We start from the raw sequence: 24,862 nt of genomic DNA on the forward strand, positions 1-24,862 counted from the left end.
TCCCTCCCGGTCCCCCTCCCCCCCCGTATTCGTGTTCGGGCAAGCTCCCGTTCAGGGAATCGGGCTGCCGAACGGGTGAGGATGCGGCAGGATCACCGGATGGAGCACGTACGCGATCTCACGCTTCTGCCGAAAGCCCATCTGCACCTGCACTTCACCGGGTCCATGCGGCCCTCGACGCTGCTCGAACTCGCCGACAAGTACGGCGTACGGCTCCCGGACGCGCTGACCGCCGGTGAGCCGCCCAAGCTCCGGGCCACCGACGAGCGCGGCTGGTTCCGCTTCCAGCGGCTCTACGACGCCGCCCGCTCCTGCCTGCGCGCGCCCGAGGACATCCGGCGCCTGGTCCGCGAGGCCGCCGAGGAGGACGTCCGGGACGGCGGCGGCTGGCTGGAGATCCAGGTCGACCCCACCTCGTACGCGCCGCACCTCGGCGGCCTGATCCCGGCGGTCGAGATCATCCTGGACGCCGTGGACTCCGCGTCCCGGGAGACGGGTCTGGGCATGCGGGTGCTGATCGCCGCCAACCGGATGAAGCACCCGCTGGACGCCCGCACCCTGGCGCGGCTCGCGGTGCGGTACGCCGACCGCGGTGTGGTCGGCTTCGGCCTCTCCAACGACGAGCGCCGCGGTATGGCCCGCGACTTCGACCGGGCCTTCGCCATCGCCCGCGAGGGCGGCCTGCTGGCGGCCCCGCACGGCGGGGAGCTGACCGGTCCGGCCTCGGTCCGGGACTGCCTGGACGACCTGCACGCGGCGCGCATCGGCCACGGCGTACGGGCGGCGGAGGACCCGCGGCTGCTCCGGCGGCTGGCGGACCGGCAGATCACCTGTGAGGTGTGCCCGGCCTCCAACGTCGCCCTGGGGGTCTACGAGCGGCCCGAGGACGTCCCGTTGCGCACCCTCTTCGACGCCGGGGTACCGATGGCGCTGGGCGCCGACGACCCGCTGCTGTTCGGCTCCCGGCTGGCCGCGCAGTACGAGATCGCCCGGCGGCACCACGGCTTCACGGACGCCGAGCTGGCGGAACTGGCCCGGCAGTCGGTACGGGGCTCGGCCGCGCCGGAGGAGGTGCAGGCCAAGCTGCTGGCAGGCATCGACCACTGGCTCACGTCCTGACGGCCCGGCGGGCCGGCTCCGGGAACGTGGTGCCGGTCAGCGGGTGAGCCGCAGGTCGCCCTGCCAGCAGTCGGCCCGCACCCGGTCCCCGTCGGCGAACCCGATCTCCAGCAGGGTCCGGCCGGTGCACGGGTCGGCGAATTCGGCCACCGTGGCGACGGTGTCGCCGAGGTGCCGGAGGAACGGGTGGTCGCCGAGGTCCTCGCCGACCACGACGCTGCCCCACTCCCCCATGTCGTACGGCTCGTCGGGCTCGCCGGATTCCACGATCAGGCACCAGTCGGAGCCGGTGGTGATGAGGGTGGACTCTCCCTCGCTGTCGATGAGCCAGATGTCGAGGGGGGCTTCGGACCGTTCACCGTCGTCGGTGACGTGCCAGGACGCGACGATTCTGCGGATCGTGCGGCCCACCAGCCGGGTGGGGTCCGTTCCGGCCCCGTGCAGGGGACAGTGCATCGCTCAGATGCTGACGCCGACCGTCACCGGCTCGTTGACGAGGGTTACGCCGAACGCGGCGTGCACGCCGGCGACGACCTCGCGGGCGAGCGCGAGCAGGTCCGCGGTGGTGGCCTCGCCCCGGTTGGTGAGTGCCAGGGTGTGCTTGGTGGAGATCCGGGCGGGCCCGGTGCCGTAGCCCTTGGTGAAGCCGGCCTTGTCGATCAGCCAGGCCGCGCTGGTCTTCGTACGGCCTTCGCCGGCCGGATAGGCGGGCGGGACCGTGTCCGGGCCCAGGCGCTCCCGGACGCGGTCGAGGAAGGCCCGGTACGCCTCGTCGGAGAGGACCGGGTTGGTGAAGAAGGACCCGGCGGACCAGGTGTCGTGGTCGGTGGCGTCGAGGACCATGCCCTTGCCGGCGCGCAGCCGCAGGACGGTCTCGCGGGCGACGGCGGCCGGGACCCGGTCGCCGGCCTCGACGCCGAGCGTGCGGGCGGTCTCGGGGTACTTGATCGGCGCCGAGAGGCCGCCGGCGTCCTCCAGCCGGAAGCGGACGCGGAGGACGACGTACCGGTCGGGCCGGTCCTTGAAGGTGCTGTGCCGGTACGAGAAGCCGCACTCGGCGTGGGTGAGGGTGACGGTCTCCCCGCGGGTGCGGTCGTAGGCGACGACCTCGGTGATGGTGTCCGCGACCTCCTGCCCGTACGCGCCGACGTTCTGGATCGGGGTGGCACCGGCGGAGCCGGGGATTCCGGCGAGGCATTCGACGCCCGCGAGGCCCGCCTCGACGGTACGGGCCACGGCCTCGCTCCAGTTCTCGCCGGCGGCGAGTTCCAGGGCGGTGCCGTCGAGGTGGAAGCCGGTGGTGGCGATGCGCAGGGCGGTGCCGTCGAAGCCCTCGTCGCCGATGACCAGGTTGCTGCCGCCTCCGATGACCAGCAGGGGCGTGCCGCTCTCGTCCGCGGCGCGGACGGCGGCGACGACCTCGGCGTCGCTGGTCGCGGTGACCAGACGGGTGGCCGGGCCGCCCAGGCGGAAGGTGGTCAGCGGGGCGAGGGGCGCGTCGTGGAGTTCCAGCACGTGCACAAGAGTACGGTCCGCGGCTCCGGCTTCCCTGCGGGGCCACGGACCGTGCGTACCGGCGATCAGCGCTCGGCCCGCTGCTGGTCGGCGAGGCGGCGTTCGGCCTCCTCCCAGGTGATGGGGAGGTCGGAGGCCTTCGCGGTCCAGAAGGTGAAGGCGGATTCCTTCATGAACGCGGCGGCGGCGCGGGAGCTGGAGCGGTGCGGCTCACTGGCGGCGAAGCGGTAGAGGGCGTCGCGGTCCTGCCAGGCGGACAGGGTGAGGAAGGTCCGGCGCGGGACGCGGGCGCGGAGGGCGGCGCCGTGGGCGCCGGGGGCCTTGCGGATCTGGCCGATGATGCCGGGCGCCCTGAGGAAGAAGCGGAGGGCGCCGAGCAGGCTCCGGGTCTCGAAGCGCGAGGCCATGACGTAGACCTCGGCGTCGGGCGCGGCGGGTGCGGTGGGGGTCATCCACGGGATGTCGGGCATGGCCGGTCTCCTTCGTACGGGTTCGGAATGGAGGTTCTCGGTCGTACGGGTGGTGCGGCGGCACACCGGGCGGGCAAGGGCGGGCCTGCGCCTTCTTGGGTACTGCGTTTTCAGAGTCGGCTCGGAACCGCCGTCTTCGCCGGGACCGCGGCCTCCCGGGCGGCCGGGGCCGGCGGGGTCCGCCGCCGGCCGGGCACCAGCAGGGCGAGCAGGGCGGCCACGGCGACGGCCGCGGCGCCGATCCACAGGGCGGGGACGGTGCCGTCGGTGAAGGCCACGGGCGACTCGTAGCCGCCCCGGGCGGAGAACACCGAGGCCAGGACCGCCACCCCGAGGGCGCCGCCGACCTCGCGCAGGGCGTTGTTGGCACCTGAGGCCATGCCCTGGTCGGCGGGGCGGACGGTGGCCATCAGCACGTGCGCGGCGGGGGCGAAGTAGAGGGCCATGCCGATGCCGCTGAGGACGAGCGCCGGGAGCTGGGCGGCGTACGACACGTCCGGGCCGAGGATCGCGGCGAACCAGCCGAGGCCGACCGCCTGGAGGGCCAGCCCGGCGGCGACGACGGGGCGGCCGCCGATCCGGTCGGCGAGGACGCCGGCGATCGGGGCGACGACCATGGGCATCCCGGTCCAGGGCAGCATGCGCAGGCCGGCCTCGGTGGGCGAGTAGCCGGCGACGCCTTGGAGGAACTGGGCGAGCAGGAAGATCGAGCCGAACATGCCGAGGTACATCAGCAGGCTCGCCATGTTGATCCCGAAGAAGCCCCGGTCACGGAAGAGCCGCATGGGGAGCATGGGGTTCTTGCTGCGGAAGCCGTGGTGGACGAAGCCGCCGACGAGCGCGGCGCCGGCGATCAGTCCGGTGAGGACGGGGGCGCTGGTCCAGCCGTGGGCGTTGGCGTTGACCAGCCCGTAGACGATGCCGAAGAGGCCGCCGCTGATAAGGAGGGTGCCGGGCAGGTCGAGACGGGCTCCGGGGGCGGTGGACTCGGCGAGCCGGAGGCGGGCCAGCGGCATCAGCAGGAGGCCGATGGGCACGTTGATCCAGAAGATCCACTGCCAGGAGATGTGCTCGGTGAGGCTGCCGCCGATGAGCGGGCCACTGGCCACGGCGAGGCCGCCGACGGCGCTGTAGATGCCGAGGACCATGCCGCGGCGGGCCGCCGGGACGGCGGCGGTGAGCAGGGTGAGGGTGAGCGGCATCATGACCGCGGCGCCCACCCCCTGGACGGCGCGGGCGGCGATCAGGGTCCCGACGCCGGAGGCGAGGGCGGCCGCGGCGGAGGCTCCGGTGAAGACCGCGAGACCGGCGATGAAGAGGCGGCGGCGGCCGAAGCGGTCGCCGAGGGCTGCGCCGAACATGAGGAGGACGGCGAAGGTGAGGGTGTAGGCGTTCACCGTCCATTCGAGGTCTTCGAGCTTGCCTCCGAGATCCGACCGGATGGCGGGGAGGGCGGTGGTGACGACGAGGTTGTCGAGGGCGGCCATGAAGCCGGCGGCGCTGGTGAGGACGAGCGCCCAGACCGCGCGGCCGCCGAGTCCGGCACCCGGCCGGCCGTCTCGCGCGCGGTTGTCTCGCGCGCGGTTGTCTCGCGTGGTGTTGTCTCGCGTGGTGTTCACGGTTCCCCCTGGTCTTGTTAGTTATTGATGACTAACTTTCGCGGACAGAAAGACGCGCGGCCGCGTACGGCCCCGCGCATCAGGCCCGCCGGTCGCCCAGCGAACCGGCAGCCTTGCCGACCCCGCCCGAGAACCCGTCCCAGATCCGATGGCCGGCGGGAAAGCCCATGGCGGACAGGGTGTTGATGAGCATGCCCTGGGCCATGAACTCCGTGGTCGGGCCGGGGTCGCCGCCGAGCGGGAGCCGTACGGTGTCCCACAGCTCCAGCCAGCCGGCCCGTACGAGCTCGCCGAGCTCGTGGTCGCCGGCCGCCTCGGCCGAGGCGACGGCGACGTACATCTGGAGCTGCATCTGCAGCATCGCCGGGTCCTCGGCGATCAGCCGGATGTACGCCTCACCCATGGCGCGGAGGGCGTCCTCGCCGTGCAGGCCGTCGGCCGCCTCGGCGAAGACCCTGCGGGTCCCCTCCAGGCAGCGGCCCGCCGCGGCCAGGAAGATGGCCTGCTTGTTCGGGAAGAGCCGGAAGAGGTACGGCTGCGAGACACCCACCCGCTTGGCGATCGCCTCGGTGGACGTGCCGTAGTAGCCGCCCTGCGCGAACTCGTGCACGGCGGCGCGGATGACGCTCTCGCGTCGCTCTTCTGCGCTCATCCTGACCATGCGACTAAGTTAGTGCTCAATCACTAACCAAGTCAAGCGAAAGAGAGGCGCCCCCGCGGGGGGCGCCCCTCACAGGCCTCGGACGGACCGTCTCAGGCGAGCTGTACGACCGCCCGGGACATGCCCAGCACCTTCTGCCCGGCGCTGGTGGCCGTCAGGTCGACCCGGACCCGGTTCCCGTCCAGCAGGGCCGCGACCTTGGCGCCGACCTCGATGACCGCGCCGGTGCCGTCGTTGGGGACCACCACCGGCTTGGTGAAGCGCACGCCGTACTCGACGACCGCGCCCGGGTCCCCCGCCCAATCGGTGACCACCCGGATCGCCTCGGCCATGGTGAACATGCCGTGCGCGATGACGTCCGGCAGCCCGACCTCCTTGGCGAACTTCTCGTTCCAGTGGATCGGGTTGAAGTCTCCGGAAGCGCCCGCGTACTGGACGAGGGTGGCGCGGGTCACCGGGAAGGTCTGCGCCGGCAGCTCCGTGCCGACCTCGACGTCCGCGTAACCGATCTTCGCGGTCATCTCACGCCTCCTCTGCGTCTGCGGCGCGGGACACGAGCTTGGTCCAGGCCGTCACCACGTGCTCGCCGGTCTCGTCGTGGACCTCACCGCGGATGTCCAGGATGTCGTTGCCCGCGAGGGACTTGATCGCCTCGATGGTCGAGGTCACCACGAGCCGGTCCCCGGCCCGCACCGGGCGGGTGTAGGCGAACTTCTGGTCGCCGTGCACCACGCGGTCGTAGTTCAGGCCGAGCTGCGGGTCCTGGATGACCAGTCCGGCGGCCTTGAAAGTGATCGCGAACACAAAGGTCGGCGGGGCGATCACATCGGAATGGCCGAGCTCCTTGGCGGCTTCCGGATCGCGGTAGGCGGGATTGGTGTCACCCACCGCCTCCGCGAATTCGCGGATCTTCTCCCGGCCGACCTCGTACGGATCGGTGGGCGGATACGTCCGCCCCACGAAGGACTGGTCGAGCGCCATGGATCGCTACCTCCTGGTAGTTACTGCGGAAACGACACGAGGCCGTCCCCGGGAAGGGGACGACCTCGTGACAGTGCCTTGGTCCGAAGACTCGCTGGGGTCAGCGGGTCTCGCGGTGCGCGGTGTGCGAGTTGCAGCGCGGGCAGTGCTTCTTCATCTCAAGACGGTCCGGGTTGTTGCGCCGGTTCTTCTTGGTGATGTAGTTCCGCTCCTTGCACTCCACGCAGGCCAGCGTGATCTTCGGGCGGACGTCGGTGGCAGCCACGTGAGTGCTCCTTGACGGACAGATGGACGGATGAACGCATAAAAGAGTAGCCGATCGGGAGACCGACCCCACAATCGGCTACTGGGTGTAGCGGCGACCGGACTTGAACCGGTGACACAGCGATTATGAGCCGCTTGCTCTACCGACTGAGCTACGCCGCTTTGATGAGATCCGTTCCCCACCCGAGGGCGGGGAACCTCTCTCACCAGAGCCCCAATGCGGAATCGAACCGCAGACCTTCTCCTTACCATGGAGACGCTCTACCGACTGAGCTATTGGGGCGAGCAGGGAAGACATTACACGGCCTCCGGCCGATCGCCCAAATCCATTGCCCGGCGGCCCCCGAGCCGCCCTCCGGCGGTCCCCCGGCGGCCACCCGGCAGGGGTCCGGCCCGGAATCCCGGAGGTGGCGCCGGCCCCTCGCGGGGGACCGGCGGAGGCGCAACACCGGTACGACTATTGGCCCCTTCCGTGAAGGGCGCAGCCCAGCGCCCTAGGCTCTGACCACGCTGCGTGATCTTGGGCCGTGGCCCAGGGACCGCCCGAGCCACCGCAGGAGCGCGATGCCCGACAGCCACCCACACGGACACGGCGCCGCGCACGGATCGGCCGCCGAACCGACCTCCCTGCTGCTCGCGGGCGCCCGCCTCACCGACGGCCGCACCGTCGACGTCCGGCTCAGCGGCGGCCGGATCCAGGCGGTGGGCACGGCCGGGAGCCTGCCCGCGCCGACCCCGTCCCGGGTCGACCTCGCCGGGTTCCTGCTGCTGCCCGCGCCCGCGGAGCCGCACGCCCACGGGGACACCGCGCTGACCGCCGACGGTCAGGGGCCCGCCGCCTGCGGCGCCGACGAGGTGCAGCGCCGTGCCACCGAGGCGGCCCTGCTGCAGCTCGGCCACGGGGCGACCGCGGTCCGCTCGCACGTCCGGATCGGCGATGTGCACGGGCTGGCCCCGATGGAGGCCGTGCTCCAGGCCCGCCGTTCGCTGCGCGGCCTCACCGACCTCACGGCCGTGGCGATGCCCCGGCTGCTGACCGGAGTGGCCGGCGCGGACGGCCTCGCCATGCTCCGGGACGCGGTGAAGATGGGCGCGGCGGTGGTCGGCGGCTGCCCGGACCTGGACCCCGACCCGACCGGGTTCATCGAGGCCGTGCTGGAACTGGCGGCCGAGCACGGCTGCCCGGTGGACCTGCACACCGACGGCGACGATCCGGCGCGGCTGGCCCGGCTGGCGGCCATGGCGGGCGGGCTGCGCCCCGGTGTCAGCATCGGCCCCTGCGGCGGGATGTCCCGGCTCCCCCTGGACGTGGCGACGCGCGCGGCGGACCAGCTGGCCGCGGCCGGGGTGCGGGTCACCTGCCTGCCGCAGGGCGACTGCGCGGCCCTGGAGCGGCGCGGCCCGCGCGGCGCACCGGTACGGCTGCTGCGGGCGGCCGGGGTGCGGGTGGCGGCCGGCAGCGGGGCGCTGCGCGACGCGGCCAATCCGGTGGGCCGTGGGGATCCGCTCGAAGCGGCGTACCTGCTCGCCTCGCAGGGCGGGCTGCGGCCGGCGGACGCCTACGAGGCGGTCAGCGCGGCGGCCCGGGCGGCGATGGGCCTGCCGGAGATCCGGGTGGAGGCGGGGTTCCCCGCGGAGCTCCTGGCCGTGCGCGGGGACGGGATCGCGGGGGTCCTGTCGCTGGCGTACAGCCGGATCGTGATCCACCGGGGGCGGGTGGTGGCCCGGACCAGCGCGGTGCGGGAGTACTGCGACTCGGCGGTGGCGGCGGCCCTGGACCTGCCCCGGCAGGGCCGTATGGAGCCAGGCCCCTGAGTGTTCCCGGGCGCGGGCGGGCCGGTCGTCGTACGGTCGGGGCATGCGCATCGTCATCGCGGGTGGACACGGTCGGATCGCGCTGCTGCTGGAGCGGCTGCTGTCGGCGCGCGGGTACGAGGTCGCGGGCATCATCCGCGATCCGGCCCAGGGCGACGACCTGAGGGAGGTCGGTGCCGAACCGGTGCTCTGCGACCTGGAGTCGGCCTCCCTGGAGCAGGTGGCCGCGGTGCTGCAGGGCGCGGACGCCGCGGTGTTCGCGGCGGGGGCCGGTCCGGGCAGCGGGGCGGCGCGCAAGGACACGGTGGACCGGGGCGCGGCGGTGCTGTTCGCGGACGCGGCCGAACGGGCCCGCGTGAGGCGCTTCCTGATGGTCTCTTCGATGGGCGCGGACGCGGACCATCCGGGCGCCGAGGTGTTCGACGCGTACCTGCGGGCCAAGGGTGCGGCGGACGAGCACGTCCGGACCCGGCTGGGGCTGGAGTGGACGATCCTGCGTCCGGGGATGCTGACGGAGGATCCGGCCACCGGCCGGGTCCGCCTGGAGGCGTACACCGGCCGCGGCCCGGTGCCGCGCGAGGACGTGGCGGCGGTGCTGGCGGAGCTGATCGAGACCCCGGCGACGGCGGGCCTGACGCTGGAGCTGGTCTCGGGCGGCACGCCGGTGGAGGTCGCGGTGAAGGACGTGGCGGGCAACTGACACGACGGACCCGCGGATCCCGGCGGGATCAGGTGGGATCCGGTGGGATCGCGGGACCGGGCGGAATCCGGTGGGATCGCGGGATCGGGCGCGGTCGGGTGGGATCCGCGGGACCGGATGGGAACCGCGGGACCGGGCGGGAGCGCGGGACCAACCGCGCGACCGGGCGGGAACCGCGCGACCGGGCGGGAATCCGTCAGGTCCCGCCCGTGCGGCCGCCGGGCCTGCCCGCGGTCGTCAGAAGTCCACCGACACCTGGTCGTCCGACCGGCCGACGGAGTCCTGCTGGAACTGCTCCTCGTAGGCGGTGCGGATCCGCTCGATGCTCCGGTCGCGCTCCTCGGCGCTCTTCTCCGGGTAGAGCAGGACCAGCTCGTAGGAGGCCTCGCGGACGATCTTCCCGTCCTCGCCCCGCCACTGCCCGTAGCCCTCCTGGAGGGTGAGCCCCTCGGGGAAGGCCGGGGTGACCTCGCGGTCCAGGAAGCGCATGAACTCGGCCTTCGGAATCTCTCCGCCGCCGGTCCGCTGCGTCCCGAAGTAGAGCCGGGTCTCCTTGTACGGCCGGCTCTCGGCCGGGTCCAGTGCCCCGACGAGCGCCGGTACTCCGGCTGCGATCAGGGCGGCCAGCACCCCGGTACTCACGGCGCCGCGCGCCTCGGAAGTCCATTTCACGCGTGCCCTAACGACGCGGCCCGGCCGACGATGCGGAAATGCCGCCGTCCGGGCATGCCGCGCTGTTCGGACATGCGAGAAGACCCCCGCCCCTGCGTTTCCGCAGGTGGACAGGGGTCTTGCATCGCGTGGCGGCGCCAGGATTCGAACCTGGGTAGGCTAAGCCGACGGATTTACAGTCCGCTCCCATTGGCCACTCGGGCACACCGCCATGGGATGTCGCCTTCGTTTCCCGCTTTTCCGCGGTGTTCTCCGGCAACGACGTAAACGATACCCGATGCTCGGGGGTGCTTCGCCACCGGATTGATCAGTGGCGGGGACGGACGCTGCCGGGGGCGCACCCCCTAGGCTTTGCGGGGGTGTGGTCGGGGACTCCCGTCCGCACGCCGTGAGCACATCGCAGCCGACTTCAAGGAGCCACAGCACATGGCCGACTCCAGTTTCGACATCGTCTCGAAGGTCGAGCGGCAGGAGGTCGACAACGCCCTCAACCAGGCCGCCAAGGAGCTCTCGCAGCGCTACGACTTCAAGGGCACCGGCGCGTCCATCACGTGGTCCGGCGACAAGATCCTCATGGAGGCGAACTCCGAGGACCGGGTCAAGGCCGTCCTCGACGTCTTCGAGACCAAGCTGGTCAAGCGCGGCATCTCGCTGAAGGCGCTGGACGCTGGCGAGCCGCAGCTCTCCGGCAAGGAGTACAAGATCTTCGCGACGATCGAGGAGGGTATCTCCCAGGAGAACGCCAAGAAGGTCGCGAAGATGATCCGTGACGAGGGCCCCAAGGGCGTCAAGGCCCAGGTTCAGGGCGAGGAGCTGCGCGTCAGCTCCAAGAGCCGGGACGACCTGCAGGCCGTCCAGCAGCTGCTCAAGGGCAAGGACCTGGACTTCGCGATCCAGTTCGTGAACTACCGCTGACGCCGCCGCTCCTGCGGCTGCACCGCGCCTGTGACGGGCGGCCGGGCTCCTGCCCGGCCGCCCGTCGGGCTACTGCCAGCCGATGTCCAGCTTGGGCGTCTGCCGGCTGTCCCCGGTCGGGAGGTGCTGCACCTGCTGGGCCTGCCGCGCGGCAGCCGGGGCTTCGGCGGCCGCAGCAGGGCCGGCCAGTGCGGCTCCGGCGGCGGCCAGGAGGGCCGCGGTGGCGAGCGCACGGCGGGCGGAGTGGCGGTTGATCACGCGGGTCACTGGCGGAGCCTTTCCGGGAGGGGCCGAAAATCGGCGCTGGGGAAAGTCTCGGCCTGACCGGGGCCCAGGAGAAGAGCAAGACCCTGGCCACAAAGGGTCATGTCCCAAGTCGTCCCGGACGGGCGGCGCGAGGGGCGGTGCGCCGGACGGGCCCCCGGCGGTGGGGGGTGGAGCACCGGGGGCACCCTGTGAACTGTGCCGGTGCCGACGGGCCCCGGGCATGCCTTCACGCTGGCCTTTTCCGGCCGGGACCGGAAGAGGCCGGACGTGACATGATGCTGACTCCTTACTGGGGGACCCCGGGCGAATCACATCGGCGAACGCGGCCTCGACCCACGGCCACGCGGGCGCAGGCCGACCCGGCCGTGAGGCGTCCGGACGGCGAGGGGGTTGGAACGCGTGCCAGCAGACGTGGCCGGGACCCGCCGGAGCGACCACTCCGAGCGGGCACCCGAAGAGACCGGTGTGGCGCCGGTGCCGACACCGCAGGAGGCGGAGTCGGAGGCCGGAGGCCGGTCCGCGCTCGCACTCGACCAGGACGCGCAGGACGTGTACCGGGCGATGCTGCTCCACCCGCACGAGGCAGCGGCCGACCTGGCCCGGCGGCTGGACCTGGATCCGGAGCGAATACGCCGGGCCACCGAGCGGCTGGGCGCCCTGGCCCTGATCCGCACCTCCGCGCAGATACCCGGCGGGGTGCACGTGGTGAACCCGGAGGCGGGCATGGACGCACTGCTCGCCCGGCAGCGGGCCGAGCTCGCCGCCCAGCAGCAGCGGCTGGCGGAGACCCAGGCGCTGGCGTCACGGCTGGCCGCCGAGTACCACCGCATGCGCCCGTACGAGGAGCACCGGGCGGCCGAGGTGCTGATCGGCGTGGAGACCGTACGGCTGCGGCTGGCGGAGATCACCCGCGACGTGCGGGAGGAAGTCCTGTCGTTCGCGCCGGACGGGGCGCAGACCGAGGCCAACCGGATGGCCGCACAGCCGCTGAACCAGCAGGTCCTGGAGCGCGGTGTGCGGATGCGCACGGTGTACCTGGACAGCATCCGCAACAGCCCGCCGACCATGGCGCACGCGGAGTGGCTGACCGAGCGCGGCGCCCGGGTGCGGACCGTGCCGTCCCTGCCCACCCGCATGATCATCGTGGACCGGAAGCTGGCCGTGGTGCCGGTGGATCCGGAGGACTCGGCGGCCGGGGCCACGATCCTGACCGGGGCCGGGGTGCTCGCCGCGCTGTGCGCGTTGTTCGAACAGGTGTGGCAGGAGGCGGTCCCGCTCGGAGAGGCACCGCAGCGGCGGGGGCGCGCACAGGCGCTGACCGGGCAGGAGCGCATGGTGCTGTGGCTGCTGGCGGAGGGGCTCACGGACGAGGCCATCGCCAAGCGGCTGGGGGTGTCCTCGCGGACCGCCCGGCGGCTGGCCAGTGCCCTGATGGAGCGTCTCGGGGCGCGTAGCCGTTTCCAGGCGGGGGCGCTGGCGGCGACCCAGGGGTGGCTGCCGGAGCCGGACGTGGGCGCGACCGAGGTGGCGTAGGCCCGTCGGTTCGGGTCGGGGACTGTTCGGGGGGGGACGGTTCGGGTCGGGGACGGGTCGGGGCAGGGCGGGACGGTTCGGTCAGGGCAGGACTGTTCGGGACAGGGCCGGTTCGGGACAGCGCGGACGCCTGGCCGGGGCCCGCTGCCGGAGGCAGAGTGGGCAGCGCCGGCCGCCGAGCGGGACGATTCCTCCGCTCCGCGGCCGATGCTCACCGATTGCCGAGGACCGCCATGCCCATCTCCGCCGAGCTCCGGGAGACCGGCTTCCTCCGGCTCTGGACCGGAGGGACCCTCTCCCTCGCGGGCACCCAGGTCACCTACTTCGCGATGCCCCTCGTCGCCGTGCTCGCCCTGGACGCCGGCAGCTGGGAGATGGGGCTGCTCGGTGCGGCCGGTTCGGCGGCGGCGCTCCTCTTCGGCCTGTCGGCCGGAGCATGGGCGGACTCCTTCGAGCACCGCCGGGTCCTGCGCTTGTGCAACGCGGCCCGGGCGCTGGCGGCAGCCGTGATCCCGGTGCTGTGGCTCGTGGACGCGCTGACCGTCTGGATGCTGCTCATGGTGACCTTCGTGGTCGGCGCGCTGAGCCTGGTGTTCGACGGCGCCGTGTCCCGCTTCCTGCCGAGGCTCGTCGGCGGGAACCGTCTCGACGAGGCCGACTCCTGGATGGAGGGCAGTTCGGCGGTCGGCGACGTCGTGGGTCCCGGTCTCGCCGGGGTGCTGGTGCACGTCCTGGGCGCACCGGTGGCGCTCCTGGCCGATGCGGTCAGCCACGCGGGCAGCGCGCTCGCCCTGCGCGGCCTGCCGAAGTCCGAGCCGGCGCCCGCGGAAGCGGCCCGTGGCAAGCGTGTCCGGGCCACGCGGGCCGACCTGGCCGGCCTGCGGCTGCTGATGCGCGATCCGGTGCAGCGTTCCCTCACCTTGGCCGCCGCCCACTTCAACTTCTTCGCCTCGATGTTCTACGCGCTCTACACGCTGTACGTGGTGACGACGCTGGGCCTGAGCCCCCTCCTGCTCGGCGTGCTCGGCGCGGCGGGCGGCGTGGGCGCGCTGCTCGGCGCGGCCACGGCGGGCCGGATCGGCCGGCGGTTCGGCTACGGCGTGCCGCTCGCGTGCGCGTACGCGGCTCCCGGGGTCGCCGGTCTCCTGGTGCCGCTCGCCGAAGGGCGGGGGACGGCGGGCGCGGTGGTGCTGGTCGGGCTCTCGCAGTTCGGGTGGGTGTTCTCGGTGGTGGTGAACCTGGTGCTCGGTGAGTCCGTCAAGCGGGCGATGGTGCCTGGTGCCGTGCTCGGGCGGGTGAGCGGGGCGGTGCGGTTCGTCAGCCGGGGTGTGGAGCCGATCGGGGCCTTGCTGGCGGGGGCGTTGGGGGCGGGGGCGCTCGGGGTGCGGGCGACGCTCGTGGTGTCTGCGGTGGGGCTGCTCGGGTCCTGTGCCTGGCCGTTGCTCGGGCCGGTGCGGGGGCTGCGCGCGCTGCCGCAGGGGGACGGGGACGGGAGCGGTCTTCTCGGCCAGGGCAATGCGGTGGGTACGGCGGCCTCCTGAGCGGACGTCATGTCCATTGCGCGGCGGCGCGTGCGGCGCGCGTGCGGCGCGCGTGCCGACGTGAACCCCCTGTGGCCCCTGTTGTGTGTACGGGTGCGAACGGCAGGCTGAGGACCGGTTATCAGCCCGCTGACAGGGGGTTCCCGTATGCCCGTGGCCGACACCTTCCGTGAGGACTTCGGGGCATCGGTCGTCGTCGCGCTGGTCGCGCTCCCGCTCTGCGTGGGGGTGGCCGTCGCCTCGGGCGTACCGGCCGAACTCGGGATCGTCACCGGGGTGGTGGGCGGGCTGGTGACGGGCTGCTTCCGGGGGAGCGTGCTACAGGTCAGCGGGCCCGCGGCCGGCCTGACGGTGCTCGTGCACGAGGCGGTGCGGGCGCACGGGCTGCCCTCGCTGGGCGTGCTGGTGCTCGCCGCCGGACTGCTGCAGCTGGGCATGGGGGTGCTGAGGCTGGGGCGGTGGTTCCGGGCGATCTCGGTCGCGGTGGTGCAGGGGATGCTGGCCGGGATCGGGCTCGTGCTGATCTCCGGTCAGCTCTACGCCGTCGCGGACATCGCCGCGCCGGGCGGAACCCTGGCAAAGGCCGGCGGCCTTCCCGGGCTCCTCGGGCGGGCCGACTGGACCGCCGTCGCCCTGGGCGCGGGGACCGTGCTCGTCATGGTCGGGTGGCGCCGGATGCCGGAACGGGTCCGGGTGGTGCCGGGCGCCCTGGCCGGGGTGGTGGCGGCCTCGGCGGCGGCGGCGGTGCTGCACCTCCCGGTCGACCGGGTCACCGTGGCGGGGGTGATGGCCGCGGTGCACGTGCCGGCCGCCGCGGACTTCGGCGTCCTGGCCACGGCGGGCGCGGTGGGGACCGTACTGGCGCTGGCCCTGATCGCCTCCGCGGAGACCCTGTTCAGCGCGGCGGCGGTGGACCGGATGCACGACGGGCCGCGGACCGACTACGACCGTGAGCTGGTCGCCCAGGGCGTGGGGAACGCGCTGTGCGGGGTGTTGGGCGCCCTCCCGATGACCGCCGTGATCGTGCGCAGCTCGGCCAATGTGGAGGCGGGGGCGCGGACCCGGGCCGCCCGGGTGCTGCACGGCGGCTGGCTGCTGCTGTTCGCGGTGCTCCTGCCGGACCTGCTGGGTGCGGTGCCGCTGGCGGCCCTGGCGGGGGTGCTGCTGCACGCGGGCTGGAAGCTGCTGCCGGGGCGGGCCCTGGCCGCGCTGTGGCGGACGCACCCGGGCGAGGCTCTGGTCCTGGTGGTGACGGCGGGGGCGATCACGGCGACCAATCTGTTCGAGGGGGTGCTGGTGGGCCTCGGCCTGGCCGTCGCGAAGGCGGCCTGGGAGACCTCGCACGTGCATCTCGAACAGGTGCGGGAGGGCGACGGGCTGTGTCTTCGGGTGGCGGGCAACGCCAGTTTCCTGCGGCTGCCGAAGCTGCTGGACGTCCTGGACGCCCTCCCCGGTGACCGGCCGGTGCGGCTCGACCTCAGCGGGCTGCGGCACATGGACCACGCCTGGCTGACGGCCCTGGAGGTCTGGGAGCGGCAGCGGACCGCGAGGGCGCCCGGCCCCATGACTCCGGGCCCCATGAATCCCGGACCCATGACTCCCGGACCGATGGCGCCCGGCCACGAAGGCGCAACCTAGGCGGGCTACTCTCCGCCCGTGGAACAGCAGCTGAGACGCACTCTGGGGGTGTCCGACGCGGTCATCGTCGGACTGGGCGCCATGGTCGGCGCGGGCATCTTCGCCTCGTTCGGGCCCGCGGCGAAAGCGGTCGGGTCGGGCGGCGGACTGCTCGCGGCCCTGGCGGTGGCCGCGGTGGTGGCGTACTGCAACGCGCATTCCTCCGCGCGGCTCGCGGCCCGGTACCCGTCCTCCGGCGGGACGTACGTGTACGGACGCGAACGGCTGGGCCCGTTCTGGGGGTACCTGGCGGGCTGGGCCTTCGTGGTCGGCAAGACCGCGTCCTGTGCGGCGATGGCACTGACCGTGGGCGCGTACCTGTGGCCGGAGCAGGCGCAGGCGGTGGCGGTGGCCGCCGTGCTGGCGCTGACCGCCGCTAACTACGGCGGTGTGCAGAAGTCGGCGCGGATCGCCCGGGTGATCGTCGCCGTGGTGCTGGCCGTACTGGCCGGGGTCGTGGTGGTGTGCCTGGGGTCCGGTCCGGCCGACGCCGCACGGCTGTGGCAGGACGGGGCCGGCACCGGCGAACCCGGCGGGGCCTGGGGCCTGCTGCAGGCGGCCGGACTGCTGTTCTTCGCCTTCGCGGGCTACGCGCGGATCACCACCCTGGGCGAGGAGGTGCGCGATCCGACGCGGACGATCCCGCGCGCCGTCCCGATCGCGCTGGGGATCGCGCTGGCGGTGTACGCGGCGGTCGCGGTGGCCGTGCTGTCGGTGCTGGGCGCCCCGGGCCTGGCCGGTTCGGCCGCGCCGCTGGCCGACGCGGTCCGGGAGGCCGGACGGCCCGGACTCGCGCCCGTGGTCCAGGCGGGAGCGGCGCTGGCGGCCCTCGGCGCGCTGCTGTCGCTGGTGCTGGGGGTGTCCAGGACGACCCTCGCCATGGCGCGCGACGGCCACCTGCCCCGCACGCTGGCCGCCGTACACCCGCGGTACCAGGTGCCGCACCACGCGGAGCTGGCGGTGGGTGCGGTGGTGGCGGTGCTGGCGGCGACCGCGGACCTCCGGGGCGCGATCGGCTTCTCGTCCTTCGGCGTGCTCGTCTACTACGCGATCGCGAACGCGTCCGCGTGGACGCTGGGATCGCACGATGCGGGTGTGCGCGATGCGGGTTCACACGATTCAGGTGTCAAGGGGCGGACCGTGGCAGCCGTGGGGCTGGCCGGCTGTGTGGTGGTCGCCTGCGCGCTGCCGGTCGCGTCGGCGGTGGCGGGTGCTGGAGTGCTGGCGCTGGGCGCGGCCGTCTACCTGCTGCGCAGCGGGCGGCAGCGCGCGTAGGGCTGGGATATGCCCCCGGCCTGCCGCGGCCGGGCCGCGGGGACCGGCTCCGGCAGGGATTGCCGCTGCTCGGGGCGGTAGTCGTGTTCACGGTCGGCGGCGTGCGCCGGCACCATCTCCGTCTCGTTCACGGCTTCATGGTGGACGACCCCGCCGACGCCCCGCACGCCCTGTGGAAAACCTCGGCGCGGCTCCGCGCCGTGCCGTCCCGCGCGGGCTCGCCGCGGAGTCCCGGCCGGGCCCTCGCAGGCTCCTCCCCCGCCCCGGCCGTCACCGGGAGGCGAAGGGCGCGTCCGTACGGACGATCTCGCGGCCCAGCGGCAGCAGCGAGATCGGGATCATCTTGAAGTTCGCGATGCCGAACGGGATCCCGATGATGGTGATGCACAGGGCGATGCCGGTGAAGATGTGGCCCAGGGCCAGCCACCAGCCCGCCAGGACCAGCCAGAGCACGTTGCCCACGCAGGACGGGGCGCCCGCGTCACGGCGCTCGACCGTGGTGTAGCCGAACGGCCAGAGCGCGTAGACGGCGATCCGGAAGGCCGCGATGCCGAACGGGATGCCGATGATCGTGATGCACAGGATCACGCCGGCCAGGCAGTAGCCGAGGAACAGCCAGAATCCGCTGAGCACGAGCCATATGAGGTTGAGGAGCGTCTTCACTGGTGTCGACCTGCCATCTGCTCGAGCCGGGCGATGCGCTCGGCCATGGGCGGGTGGGTGGAGAACAGCTTCGAGAGGCCCTGTCCCGGCCGGAACGGGTTGGCGATCATCATATGGCTCGCCGTTTCCAGCCGGGGCTCGGGCGGCAGCGGGAGCTGCTTGGTGCCCGCGTCCAGCTTGCGCAGCGCACTGGCCAGGGCCAGCGGGTCGCCGGTGAGCTGGGCGCCCGCGGCATCGGCCTCGTACTCCCGCGAGCGGCTGATGGCCAGTTGGATCACGGACGCGGCCAGCGGGCCCAGGATCGCGATCAGCAGCATGCCGAGCAGGCCGGGGCCCTCGTCGTCGTCGGACCGGCCGATCGGGATCAGCCAGGCGAAGTTCACCAGGAACATGATCACCGAGGCCAGGGCGCCGGCCACCGAGGAAATCAGGATGTCGCGGTTGTAGACGTGGCTCAGCTCGTGCCCGATGACCCCGCGCAGTTCGCGCTCGTCGAGGATCCGCAGGATGCCCTCGGTGCAGCACACGGCGGCGTTGCGCGGGTTCCGTCCGGTCGCGAAGGCGTTCGGCGCCTCCGTCGGCGAGATGTACAGCCGGGGCATCGGCTGGCGCGCGGAGGTGGAGAGCTCGCGCACCATCCGGTAGAGCTCGGGCGCCTCGAACTCACTCACCGGACGCGCGCGCATCGCGCGTAGAGCCAGCTTGTCGCTGTTCCAGTACGCGTACGCGTTGGTGCCCAGGGCGACGAAGACGGCCACGATCAGACCGGCGCGTCCGAAGAAGCTTCCGATGAGGATGATGAGTGCGGACAGGCCGCCGAGGAGTACGGCGGTCTTCAGCCCGTTGTGCCGGCGGTGCACGGTACGCCCTCCAGATGGTGCGGCAGGGGCCCCGTCATGGGTCCGTGGGGCTACGGTCCAGTGGACTCTCCCTGCCTGGTCAACGCCAGGCGAGGGGACCTGGTTCCCGGGCCCGCCCCGGGGGGTGTCCGGCCGTTCGTGGCCGGGCACCCCCTCGCCGCTCCGGAGGGGCGCTGCTCCGTACGGGTGAGCCGCTGCCGCTGCCGGCCCGCTATTGAGGGAAGAGGCTGGTCGCGGCGAAGCGCAGGACCGCCTGCGGGTCTCCCGACAGGACCACGGCGATGACGCCGGTGAGGGCGATGGCGACGGTGACCGGGGCCGGGGTCCGGGTCCGCCGGGCGGCCGGCGCGGCCTGCGCGGCCTCCGCTTCCGCTCCTTCCGGGGCGCGGAAGAGGATCGCCGTCCACTGCAGGTAGTAGTACAGGGCGATGACCACGTTGACCGCCATGACCACGGCCAGCCAGCCAAGGCCCGCGTCGACCGCGGACTGGAAGACGGTGACCTTGGCGAAGAGGCCGATGATGCCCGGCGGCAGGCCGGCCAGGCAGAGCAGGAAGAAGGCCAGCGAGAGGGCGGCGGCCGGCTTCCGGTGGTAGAGGCCGCGGTAGTCGGCGATCCGGTTGGCCGGGCTGGTCCGGGCGACCAGCGCGGCGACCGCGAAGGCGCCCAGGTTCACGGCGGCGTACATCAGGGCGTAGGCCACGGTGGAGCCGATCGCGTCGCGGTCGGTGTACGCGGCCGCGGCGATCGGGACCAGCAGGTATCCGGCCTGGCCGACCGAGGACCAGGCGAGCAGCCGTACGGCGCTGTGCGGGCGGTCCGGGGACTGGCGCAGCGCGGCGGCGTTGCCGAGGGTCATGGTCAGCGCGGCGAGGACGGCCAGGGCCGGGCCCCAGATGTCGGAGTACGCCGGGAAGGCGATCACCGTGACCAGGATCAGGCCGGTGAAGCCGACGGCCTTGCCGATGACCGAGAGGTAGCCGGCGATGGGCAGCGGCGCGCCGACGTAGGTGTCGGGGACCCAGAAGTGGAAGGGGACCGCGGCGGTCTTGAAGGCGAAGCCGACGAGGGTGAGCGCCACGCCCGCCATGGCGAGGGTGTCGAGCTGCCCCGGGACGTCCTCCAGGCGGTCGGCGAGCAGGGCGAGGTGCAGGGTGCCGGTGGCCCCGTAGACGAAGCTGACGCCGAGCAGCGAGACGGCGGTCGCGGTGACCGAGGAGAGGAAGAACTTGAGGGCGGCCTCGGAGGACATCCGGTCGCCGCGGCGCAGGCCGACCAGCGCGAACGCGGGCAGCGAGGCGACTTCGAGGGCGACGATCAGGGTGGCGAGGTCGCGGGAGGCCGGCAGCAGGGCGGCCCCGGCGGCCGAGGACAGCAGCAGGAACCAGTACTCGCCTGCGGGCAGCCCGGTCTCGCGGACGGCGGTGAGCGACAGCAGGGCGGTGACCAGGGCGCCGCCGAGCACCAGCAGCTGGATGACCAGGGTGAAGGAGTCGGCGGTGTAGCTGCAGGCGGCGGTGCCGGCCGAGGTGAGGGAGGCGGCCGGGTCGCCGACGAGGCAGAAGGTGGAGCGGTCCTCGCCGCGCAGCGGCAGCAGGGTGGCGGTCGCGGCGGCCAGGCCGGCCACGGAGATCCAGCCCAGGAGCGGCTTGCGCCTGTCGTCGGCGAAGAGGTCGGCGACGAGGACGATCAGGGCCACGGTGGCCGGGATGACCACGGGCGCGATGGCGAGCCAGTCGACGTTCTGGACGAGACTGGCGGCGCCGGTGGCGGCGAGGGCCGTCATGCGTTGCCTCCTGCGAGGAGCTTCTGGACGGCCGGGTCGGTGAGGCCGAGGAGGACCGCGGGCCAGAGGCCGGCGAGGACGGTGAGGGCGACGAGCGGGGTCCAGGCGGCGAACTCGTAGTGCCGGACGTCGGCCACCGCGGCCGGGGCCGCCTCGGGGAGCGCCGTCGGGTCGCCCATGCACACCCGCCGTACGACGACCAGGAGGTATGCGGCGGTGAGCAGGGTGCCGAAGGCGCCGATCGCCATGAAGGTGAGGAAGGCCGGCCGGGACAGGCCCTCGGCCGGGTCGAAGGCGCCGAACAGCGCGAGCATCTCGCCCCAGAAGCCGGCCAGGCCGGGCAGGCCGAGGGAGGCGACGGCGCCGAAGGCGAGCAGCGCGCCGAAGCGGGGGGCGCGGCCGTAGAGGGCGGCGCCGGTGGCCCCGGCGAGGGTGTCGAGGTCGGTGCTGCCGTAGCGGTCCTTGAGCGCGCCGACCAGGAAGAAGAGGAGGCCGGTGATCAGGCCGTGGGCGATGTTCGCGAACAGCGCGCCGTTGACGCCGGTGGGGGTCATGGTGGCGATGCCCAGGAGCACGAAGCCCATGTGGCCGACGGAGGAGTACGCGATCAGGCGCTTGAGGTCGCCCTTGGCACCCTTGCGGGCCAGCGCGAGGCAGGCGAGGGACCCGTAGACGATGCCGACGGCGGCGAACGCGGCCAGGTAGGGGGCGAGGGTCTGCATGCCGTCGGGGGTGGCGGGCAGCAGGATCCGCACGAACCCGTAGGTGCCCATCTTGAGCAGCACGCCGGCGAGCAGGACGGAGCCGACGGTCGGGGCGGCCGTGTGGGCGTCCGGGAGCCAGCTGTGCAGCGGCCACATCGGGGTCTTCACGGCGAGGCCGATGCCGATGGCGAGGACCGCCAGGAGCTGGGTGGTGTGGGTGAGTTCGCGGCCGTTGTCGGTGGCCAGTGCCACCATGTCGAAGGTGCCCGCGTTGATGCCGATCAGCAGCAGGCCGAGCAGCATGACCACGGAACCGAGCAGCGTGTAGAGGATGAACTTCCAGGCGGCGGCCTGCCGCTGGTCACCGCCCCAGCGGGCGATGAGGAAGTACATCGGGATGAGCACCATCTCGAAGGCGAGGAAGAAGAGCAGCAGGTCCAGGACGGCGAAGGTGGCCAGGGTGCCGGATTCCAGGACCAGGAGCAGCGCGACGAAGGCCTTCGGGGAGGGGCCCGCGGGGAGCTTGAAGTAGCTGTACACCGCGCAGAGGAAGAACAGCAGCGCGGTCATCAGGAGGAGGGGGAGCGAGATGCCGTCGATGCCGAGGTGGATCCGGACGTTCAGCGCCGGGATCCAGCTGATGTCCGTCGTCGCCTGGAAGCGGGACGGGTCGTCGTGGTCGAAGCCCAGGGTGAGGGCGGCGGCCGCGGCGAGGACGGCTCCGGTCACGGTCACGCCGTGGCGGAGCACCGCCTGCTCGGGGCTGCGGCCCCGCAGGCCGGGCGGGGCCGGCAGGAGGGCCGCGGCCGCGCCGAGGAGCGGCAGGGCCACGGTGAACGCCAGAAGGAACTGCATCACGGATGCGCTGATATCAATCACGGCTGACTCACGGCTCACGATCCGGCGTTGAGGTTGGCGAGGACGGCGGTGGCGATCGCCAGGACCACGGCACCGGCGAACAGGGCGCTCAGGTAGCTCTGCACGTTGCCGGTCTGGGCGCGGCGGACGAGCGCGCCGAGCCATCCGGCCCCGGTTCCGGCGCCGCGGACGTAGGTGTCGACGACCTCGCGGTCCAGGAAGCGGACCAGCGTTGCGGCGGCGCGCACGGGGCGGACGAACAGGGCGTCGTAGACGGCGTCCAGGTGGAAGCCGACGTGCGCGTGCGGGTAGAGCGGGCCCAGGAGTGCCTTGCCGGGGTCGGGGACCGGGCCGGCCGGGGCGGCGGGGTGGTCGTGGGTGACCTCGGCGACCTCGGGGGTCTCGGCCTCGGATTCGGCGGCGGCGACGGCCGCGGGGACCCCGCGGACGGTGGCCGCCGAGGCGCGCTGCCACAGGGCGTAGCTGAGGAGTCCGCCGATGACGGCGGCGCCGGTGCCGAGGACCGAGGTGGTCAGGGTGGGGCTGAGCGCGGTGCCGTCGAACCAGTCGGCGATCGGGCCCGCGGCGAGGCCGAAGGCGACCGTGGGGACCGCGAGGAGCCAGAGCACTCCGGTCATGGCGAGCGGCTCCCGGCCGTGGTCGGGGGCGGCGGCGCCGCGGCCGCGGAAGGCCATCAGCCACAGCCGCATGGCGTACGCGGCGGTGAGGAGGGCGGTCAGTACGCCGGCGACGAGGACCAGCCAGCCGGCCGCGCCGGGGACGGACGCGGTGTGTCCGGTGGCGGCGTGCTCGGCGGCGACGAGGACGGCTTCCTTGGAGAAGAAGCCGGCGAAGGGGGGTACGGCGGCGAGCGCGAGCAGCGCGATCGTCATCGTCCAGAAGGCGTCCGGGATGCGCTTCGTGAGGCCGTCCATGCGGGACATGGCGGCGAGGGAGTTGGTCCCGGCGGCGTGGATGATCACGCCGGCGCCGAGGAAGAGCAGTGCCTTGAAGAAGCCGTGGGACAGGAGGTGGAAGACGGCGGCCGAGCGGTCGGCGACGGCCAGCGCGCCGATCATGTAGCCGAGCTGGCCGACGGTGGAGTAGGCGAGGACGCGCTTGATGTCGTCCTGGGCGAGGGCGGCGAGCCCGGAGCCGATCATCGTCACGGCCGCCATGACCGCCATCACGACCAGCGTGGCCTGCGAGGCAGCGAAGACCGGGAGGAGACGGGCGATGAAGTAGACACCGGCGGCGACCATCGTCGCGGCGTGGATCAGCGCGGAGACCGGGGTGGGGCCCGCCATGGCGTCCGGGAGCCAGGTGTGGAGCGGGAACTGCGCGGACTTGCCCGCGACGCCGGCCAGCAGCAGCAGGCCGATCAGCGTCGGGTGGTCCAGGCCGCCGGCGGTGACGGTGCCGAGGATCTCGTTGATCTCGAAGGAGCCGGCGTCGGCGGCGAGCGCGAACAGGCCGATCAGGAACGGTACGTCGCCGAGCTTGGTGACGAGGAAGGCCTTCAGGGAGGCGGAGCGGGCCGCCTCGGTCTCCCAGTAGTGGCCGACCAGGAAGTACGAGCAGATGCCCATGACCTCCCAGCCGACCAGCAGCACCATGAGGTCGCCGGAGTAGACGACGAGCAGCATCGCGGAGGTGAACAGTGAGACCAGAGCGGCGTACGACGGGTAGCGCGGGTCCTCGCGCAGGTAGGCCGTCGAGTAGAGCTGTACGCAGGTGGCCACGACACCGACGAGGACGGCCACGAGGGCGGCGAACCCGTCGATGTTCAGGGCGAGGTCGATCGGCACCGAGCCGGTCGGGGTGAGCTCCGTCGAGGCCAGGATCGGGGCGCCGCCGCCCTGGCGGACGGCGACGAGGACGGCCAGCACGGCCGCGGCCAGGGTCGGCAGTACGGCGAGCGGCCGGACGAACCCGGGGGCGGTGCGGCCGAGCATGAATCCGCCCGCCGATCCCAGGAACGGAAGGAGGGGGACGAGGACGGCGAGGGTCGTGGTGGTCACGCGGCGACCTCGGTGGGGGCGGTCTCGGCGGTCGGAGCGGGTTCGTGGCCCTCGGCGGTGTCCCGGAGCCGGTCCACGTCGGACGTGCCCCGGTTGCGGTACACCATCAGCACGATGGCCAGGCCGATGCCGATCTCGGCGGCGGCGATGGCGATGGTGAAGAGGGTGAGGGCCTGGCCGGCGTGCAGGGCGTCGCGCAGCCAGACGTCGAAGGCCACCAGGTTGAGGTTGACGGCGTTGAGCATGAGCTCGACGGACATCAGCACCAGGATGGCGTTGCGGCGTGCGAGGACCCCGTACAGGCCCGTGCAGAAGAGGAGCACCGCCAGCACGGCGGGGTAGGCGAGGTGCATCAGCGCGTGCCCTTCTCGGTGTCTTCGCCCGCGGCGGCGCCGGTCTTGCGGGACAGCACGATGGCTCCGATCAGCGCGGCCAGCAGGAGCACCGAGAGCGCCTCGAAGGGCAGCACCCAGTGCCGGAAGAGGATCTCGCCGGTCACCTGGGTGGAGCCCTGCACCGTGTCCAGGTCGATCCAGGTGGTGCGGAAGGCATCGGCCACGACCCAGACCAGGGCCGCGGCGGAGACCACGGCGACCGCGAGGGCGACGAGGCGGTTGCCCGAGTCGGCGTCCGGGGAGCGGCCGATGGGCGCCTTGGTGAGCATCAGACCGAAGAGGAGGAGGACCACCACGGAACCGAGGTAGATCAGCACCTGTACCCAGGCCACGAACTCGGCCGTCAGCAGCAGGTACTCGACGGCGACCCCGCCCAGCGCGACGACCAGCCAGAGGGCGGCGTGCACGAGCTGTTTGGTGGTGACGGTGACGACGGCCGCGCCGAGGGTGGCGAGGCCGACGAGCAGGAAGGTCACCTCGACGCCGGTCGGGGACATGAAGCCGTTGCCCTGGGCGGCGGTGCCCTGGGCGGCGGCGAGGAGGGCGGTGTG

At 73.1% G+C, this 24,862-nt stretch carries 26 protein-coding genes and 3 tRNA genes; 8 read left to right on the forward strand and 21 right to left on the reverse strand.

Annotation, left to right across the window (positions count from 1 at the left end; genetic code table 11):
• Window positions 1-99: 99 nt before the first annotated feature.
• On the forward strand, window positions 100-1,119 hold the full coding sequence (locus AC067U_RS22300) for an adenosine deaminase (RefSeq protein ID WP_478831478.1): 1,020 nt from the start codon (window positions 100-102) through the stop codon (window positions 1,117-1,119).
• A gap of 36 nt (window positions 1,120-1,155) precedes the next feature.
• Here AC067U_RS22300 and AC067U_RS22305 read toward each other — a convergent pair whose 3' ends face one another.
• The 10 genes from AC067U_RS22305 to AC067U_RS22350 all read right to left on the reverse strand — a co-directional run bounded on the left by AC067U_RS22305 (window position 1,156) and on the right by AC067U_RS22350 (window position 6,912).
• Entirely contained in the window at window positions 1,156-1,575 is a 420-nt protein-coding gene (locus tag AC067U_RS22305; RefSeq protein WP_478831479.1) for a hypothetical protein, read from the reverse strand.
• Between the two features lie 3 nt (window positions 1,576-1,578).
• A complete protein-coding gene (locus tag AC067U_RS22310; protein ID WP_478831480.1) occupies window positions 1,579-2,634 on the reverse strand; it encodes a UDP-N-acetylmuramate dehydrogenase in 1,056 nt (351 codons plus the stop codon).
• 65 nt (window positions 2,635-2,699) lie between these two features.
• Window positions 2,700-3,104: a DUF3291 domain-containing protein gene (locus tag AC067U_RS22315; protein WP_478831481.1), complete on the reverse strand. Its 405-nt coding sequence runs from the start codon at window positions 3,102-3,104 to the stop codon at window positions 2,700-2,702.
• Window positions 3,105-3,214: 110 nt separating this feature from the next.
• A complete protein-coding gene (locus tag AC067U_RS22320; RefSeq protein ID WP_478831482.1) occupies window positions 3,215-4,723 on the reverse strand; it encodes a DHA2 family efflux MFS transporter permease subunit in 1,509 nt (502 codons plus the stop codon).
• 79 nt (window positions 4,724-4,802) lie between these two features.
• Window positions 4,803-5,384 carry a TetR/AcrR family transcriptional regulator gene (locus AC067U_RS22325; RefSeq protein ID WP_478831483.1) on the reverse strand — a complete coding sequence of 194 codons (582 nt, stop codon included), beginning with the start codon at window positions 5,382-5,384 and terminating at the stop codon, window positions 4,803-4,805.
• A gap of 92 nt (window positions 5,385-5,476) precedes the next feature.
• A complete protein-coding gene (locus tag AC067U_RS22330) occupies window positions 5,477-5,905 on the reverse strand; it encodes a MaoC family dehydratase (RefSeq protein WP_478831484.1) in 429 nt (142 codons plus the stop codon).
• A 1-nt stretch (window position 5,906) separates the two neighbouring features.
• Entirely contained in the window at window positions 5,907-6,365 is a 459-nt protein-coding gene (locus AC067U_RS22335; RefSeq protein WP_478831485.1) for an FAS1-like dehydratase domain-containing protein, read from the reverse strand.
• 100 nt (window positions 6,366-6,465) lie between these two features.
• Window positions 6,466-6,630, reverse strand: coding sequence for a 50S ribosomal protein L33 (gene rpmG / locus AC067U_RS22340; RefSeq protein ID WP_003956487.1), 165 nt, complete (start codon window positions 6,628-6,630; stop codon window positions 6,466-6,468).
• Window positions 6,631-6,718: 88 nt separating this feature from the next.
• Window positions 6,719-6,791: transfer RNA gene (locus AC067U_RS22345), tRNA-Met, on the reverse strand.
• 48 nt (window positions 6,792-6,839) lie between these two features.
• A tRNA-Thr gene (locus tag AC067U_RS22350) sits at window positions 6,840-6,912 on the reverse strand.
• Between the two features lie 281 nt (window positions 6,913-7,193).
• Here AC067U_RS22350 and AC067U_RS22355 point away from each other — a divergent pair.
• Window positions 7,194-8,444: an amidohydrolase family protein gene (locus tag AC067U_RS22355; RefSeq protein WP_478831486.1), complete on the forward strand. Its 1,251-nt coding sequence runs from the start codon at window positions 7,194-7,196 to the stop codon at window positions 8,442-8,444.
• Between the two features lie 43 nt (window positions 8,445-8,487).
• A complete protein-coding gene (locus tag AC067U_RS22360) occupies window positions 8,488-9,144 on the forward strand; it encodes an SDR family oxidoreductase (RefSeq protein ID WP_478831487.1) in 657 nt (218 codons plus the stop codon).
• Window positions 9,145-9,381: 237 nt separating this feature from the next.
• On the opposite strand, the gene AC067U_RS22365 is transcribed toward AC067U_RS22360, so the two are convergent.
• The gene (locus AC067U_RS22365) at window positions 9,382-9,786 is read right to left on the reverse strand and encodes a DUF3574 domain-containing protein (RefSeq protein WP_478831488.1); all 405 of its coding nucleotides are present in this window, start codon (window positions 9,784-9,786) and stop codon (window positions 9,382-9,384) included.
• A gap of 159 nt (window positions 9,787-9,945) precedes the next feature.
• A tRNA-Tyr gene (locus AC067U_RS22370) sits at window positions 9,946-10,027 on the reverse strand.
• A 215-nt stretch (window positions 10,028-10,242) separates the two neighbouring features.
• On the opposite strand from AC067U_RS22370, the gene AC067U_RS22375 reads away from it, so the two are divergent.
• Complete coding sequence (locus AC067U_RS22375; protein ID WP_478831489.1) at window positions 10,243-10,731, forward strand: YajQ family cyclic di-GMP-binding protein; 489 nt, start codon at window positions 10,243-10,245, stop codon at window positions 10,729-10,731.
• A 69-nt stretch (window positions 10,732-10,800) separates the two neighbouring features.
• Here AC067U_RS22375 and AC067U_RS22380 read toward each other — a convergent pair whose 3' ends face one another.
• Entirely contained in the window at window positions 10,801-10,998 is a 198-nt protein-coding gene (locus AC067U_RS22380) for a hypothetical protein (RefSeq protein ID WP_478831490.1), read from the reverse strand.
• Window positions 10,999-11,397: 399 nt separating this feature from the next.
• Here AC067U_RS22380 and AC067U_RS22385 point away from each other — a divergent pair, with 399 nt between their 5' ends.
• From AC067U_RS22385 to AC067U_RS22400, 4 genes are all read left to right on the forward strand, one after another.
• Window positions 11,398-12,531 (forward strand): LuxR C-terminal-related transcriptional regulator, encoded by a 1,134-nt coding sequence (locus tag AC067U_RS22385; RefSeq protein WP_478831491.1) that lies wholly within the window; start codon window positions 11,398-11,400, stop codon window positions 12,529-12,531.
• A gap of 233 nt (window positions 12,532-12,764) precedes the next feature.
• Entirely contained in the window at window positions 12,765-14,072 is a 1,308-nt protein-coding gene (locus AC067U_RS22390; protein ID WP_478831492.1) for an MFS transporter, read from the forward strand.
• A 147-nt stretch (window positions 14,073-14,219) separates the two neighbouring features.
• Window positions 14,220-15,710, forward strand: a complete 1,491-nt coding sequence (locus AC067U_RS22395) for a SulP family inorganic anion transporter (protein WP_478831493.1) — start codon at window positions 14,220-14,222, stop codon at window positions 15,708-15,710.
• Window positions 15,711-15,728: 18 nt separating this feature from the next.
• A complete protein-coding gene (locus AC067U_RS22400) occupies window positions 15,729-17,024 on the forward strand; it encodes an APC family permease (RefSeq protein ID WP_478831494.1) in 1,296 nt (431 codons plus the stop codon).
• On the opposite strand, the gene AC067U_RS22405 is transcribed toward AC067U_RS22400, so the two are convergent.
• The 8 genes from AC067U_RS22405 to AC067U_RS22440 form a co-directional block, all read right to left on the reverse strand.
• On the reverse strand, window positions 16,991-17,155 hold the full coding sequence (locus tag AC067U_RS22405) for a hypothetical protein (protein ID WP_478831495.1): 165 nt from the start codon (window positions 17,153-17,155) through the stop codon (window positions 16,991-16,993). The genes AC067U_RS22400 and AC067U_RS22405 overlap by 34 nt on opposite strands.
• A gap of 139 nt (window positions 17,156-17,294) precedes the next feature.
• Complete coding sequence (locus AC067U_RS22410) at window positions 17,295-17,687, reverse strand: YccF domain-containing protein (protein ID WP_478831496.1); 393 nt, start codon at window positions 17,685-17,687, stop codon at window positions 17,295-17,297.
• A complete protein-coding gene (htpX, locus tag AC067U_RS22415) occupies window positions 17,684-18,547 on the reverse strand; it encodes a zinc metalloprotease HtpX (RefSeq protein WP_478831497.1) in 864 nt (287 codons plus the stop codon). The genes AC067U_RS22410 and htpX overlap by 4 nt, the downstream gene beginning before the upstream one ends.
• A 211-nt stretch (window positions 18,548-18,758) precedes the next feature.
• Entirely contained in the window at window positions 18,759-20,333 is a 1,575-nt protein-coding gene (locus tag AC067U_RS22420) for an NADH-quinone oxidoreductase subunit N (RefSeq protein ID WP_478831498.1), read from the reverse strand.
• Window positions 20,330-21,916 carry an NADH-quinone oxidoreductase subunit M gene (locus AC067U_RS22425; protein ID WP_478831499.1) on the reverse strand — a complete coding sequence of 529 codons (1,587 nt, stop codon included), beginning with the start codon at window positions 21,914-21,916 and terminating at the stop codon, window positions 20,330-20,332. Before AC067U_RS22425 ends, AC067U_RS22420 begins: the two co-directional genes overlap by 4 nt.
• 14 nt (window positions 21,917-21,930) lie before the next feature.
• On the reverse strand, window positions 21,931-23,916 hold the full coding sequence (locus AC067U_RS22430; protein WP_478831500.1) for an NADH-quinone oxidoreductase subunit 5 family protein: 1,986 nt from the start codon (window positions 23,914-23,916) through the stop codon (window positions 21,931-21,933).
• Window positions 23,913-24,269, reverse strand: a complete 357-nt coding sequence (gene nuoK / locus AC067U_RS22435) for an NADH-quinone oxidoreductase subunit NuoK (protein WP_478831501.1) — start codon at window positions 24,267-24,269, stop codon at window positions 23,913-23,915. The genes AC067U_RS22430 and nuoK overlap by 4 nt, the downstream gene beginning before the upstream one ends.
• On the reverse strand, window positions 24,269-24,808 hold the full coding sequence (locus AC067U_RS22440) for an NADH-quinone oxidoreductase subunit J family protein (protein ID WP_478831643.1): 540 nt from the start codon (window positions 24,806-24,808) through the stop codon (window positions 24,269-24,271). The genes nuoK and AC067U_RS22440 overlap by 1 nt, the downstream gene beginning before the upstream one ends.
• Window positions 24,809-24,862: the final 54 nt, after the last annotated feature.

The sequence above is a fragment of the Streptomyces sp. NPDC043853 genome (assembly GCF_056436025.1).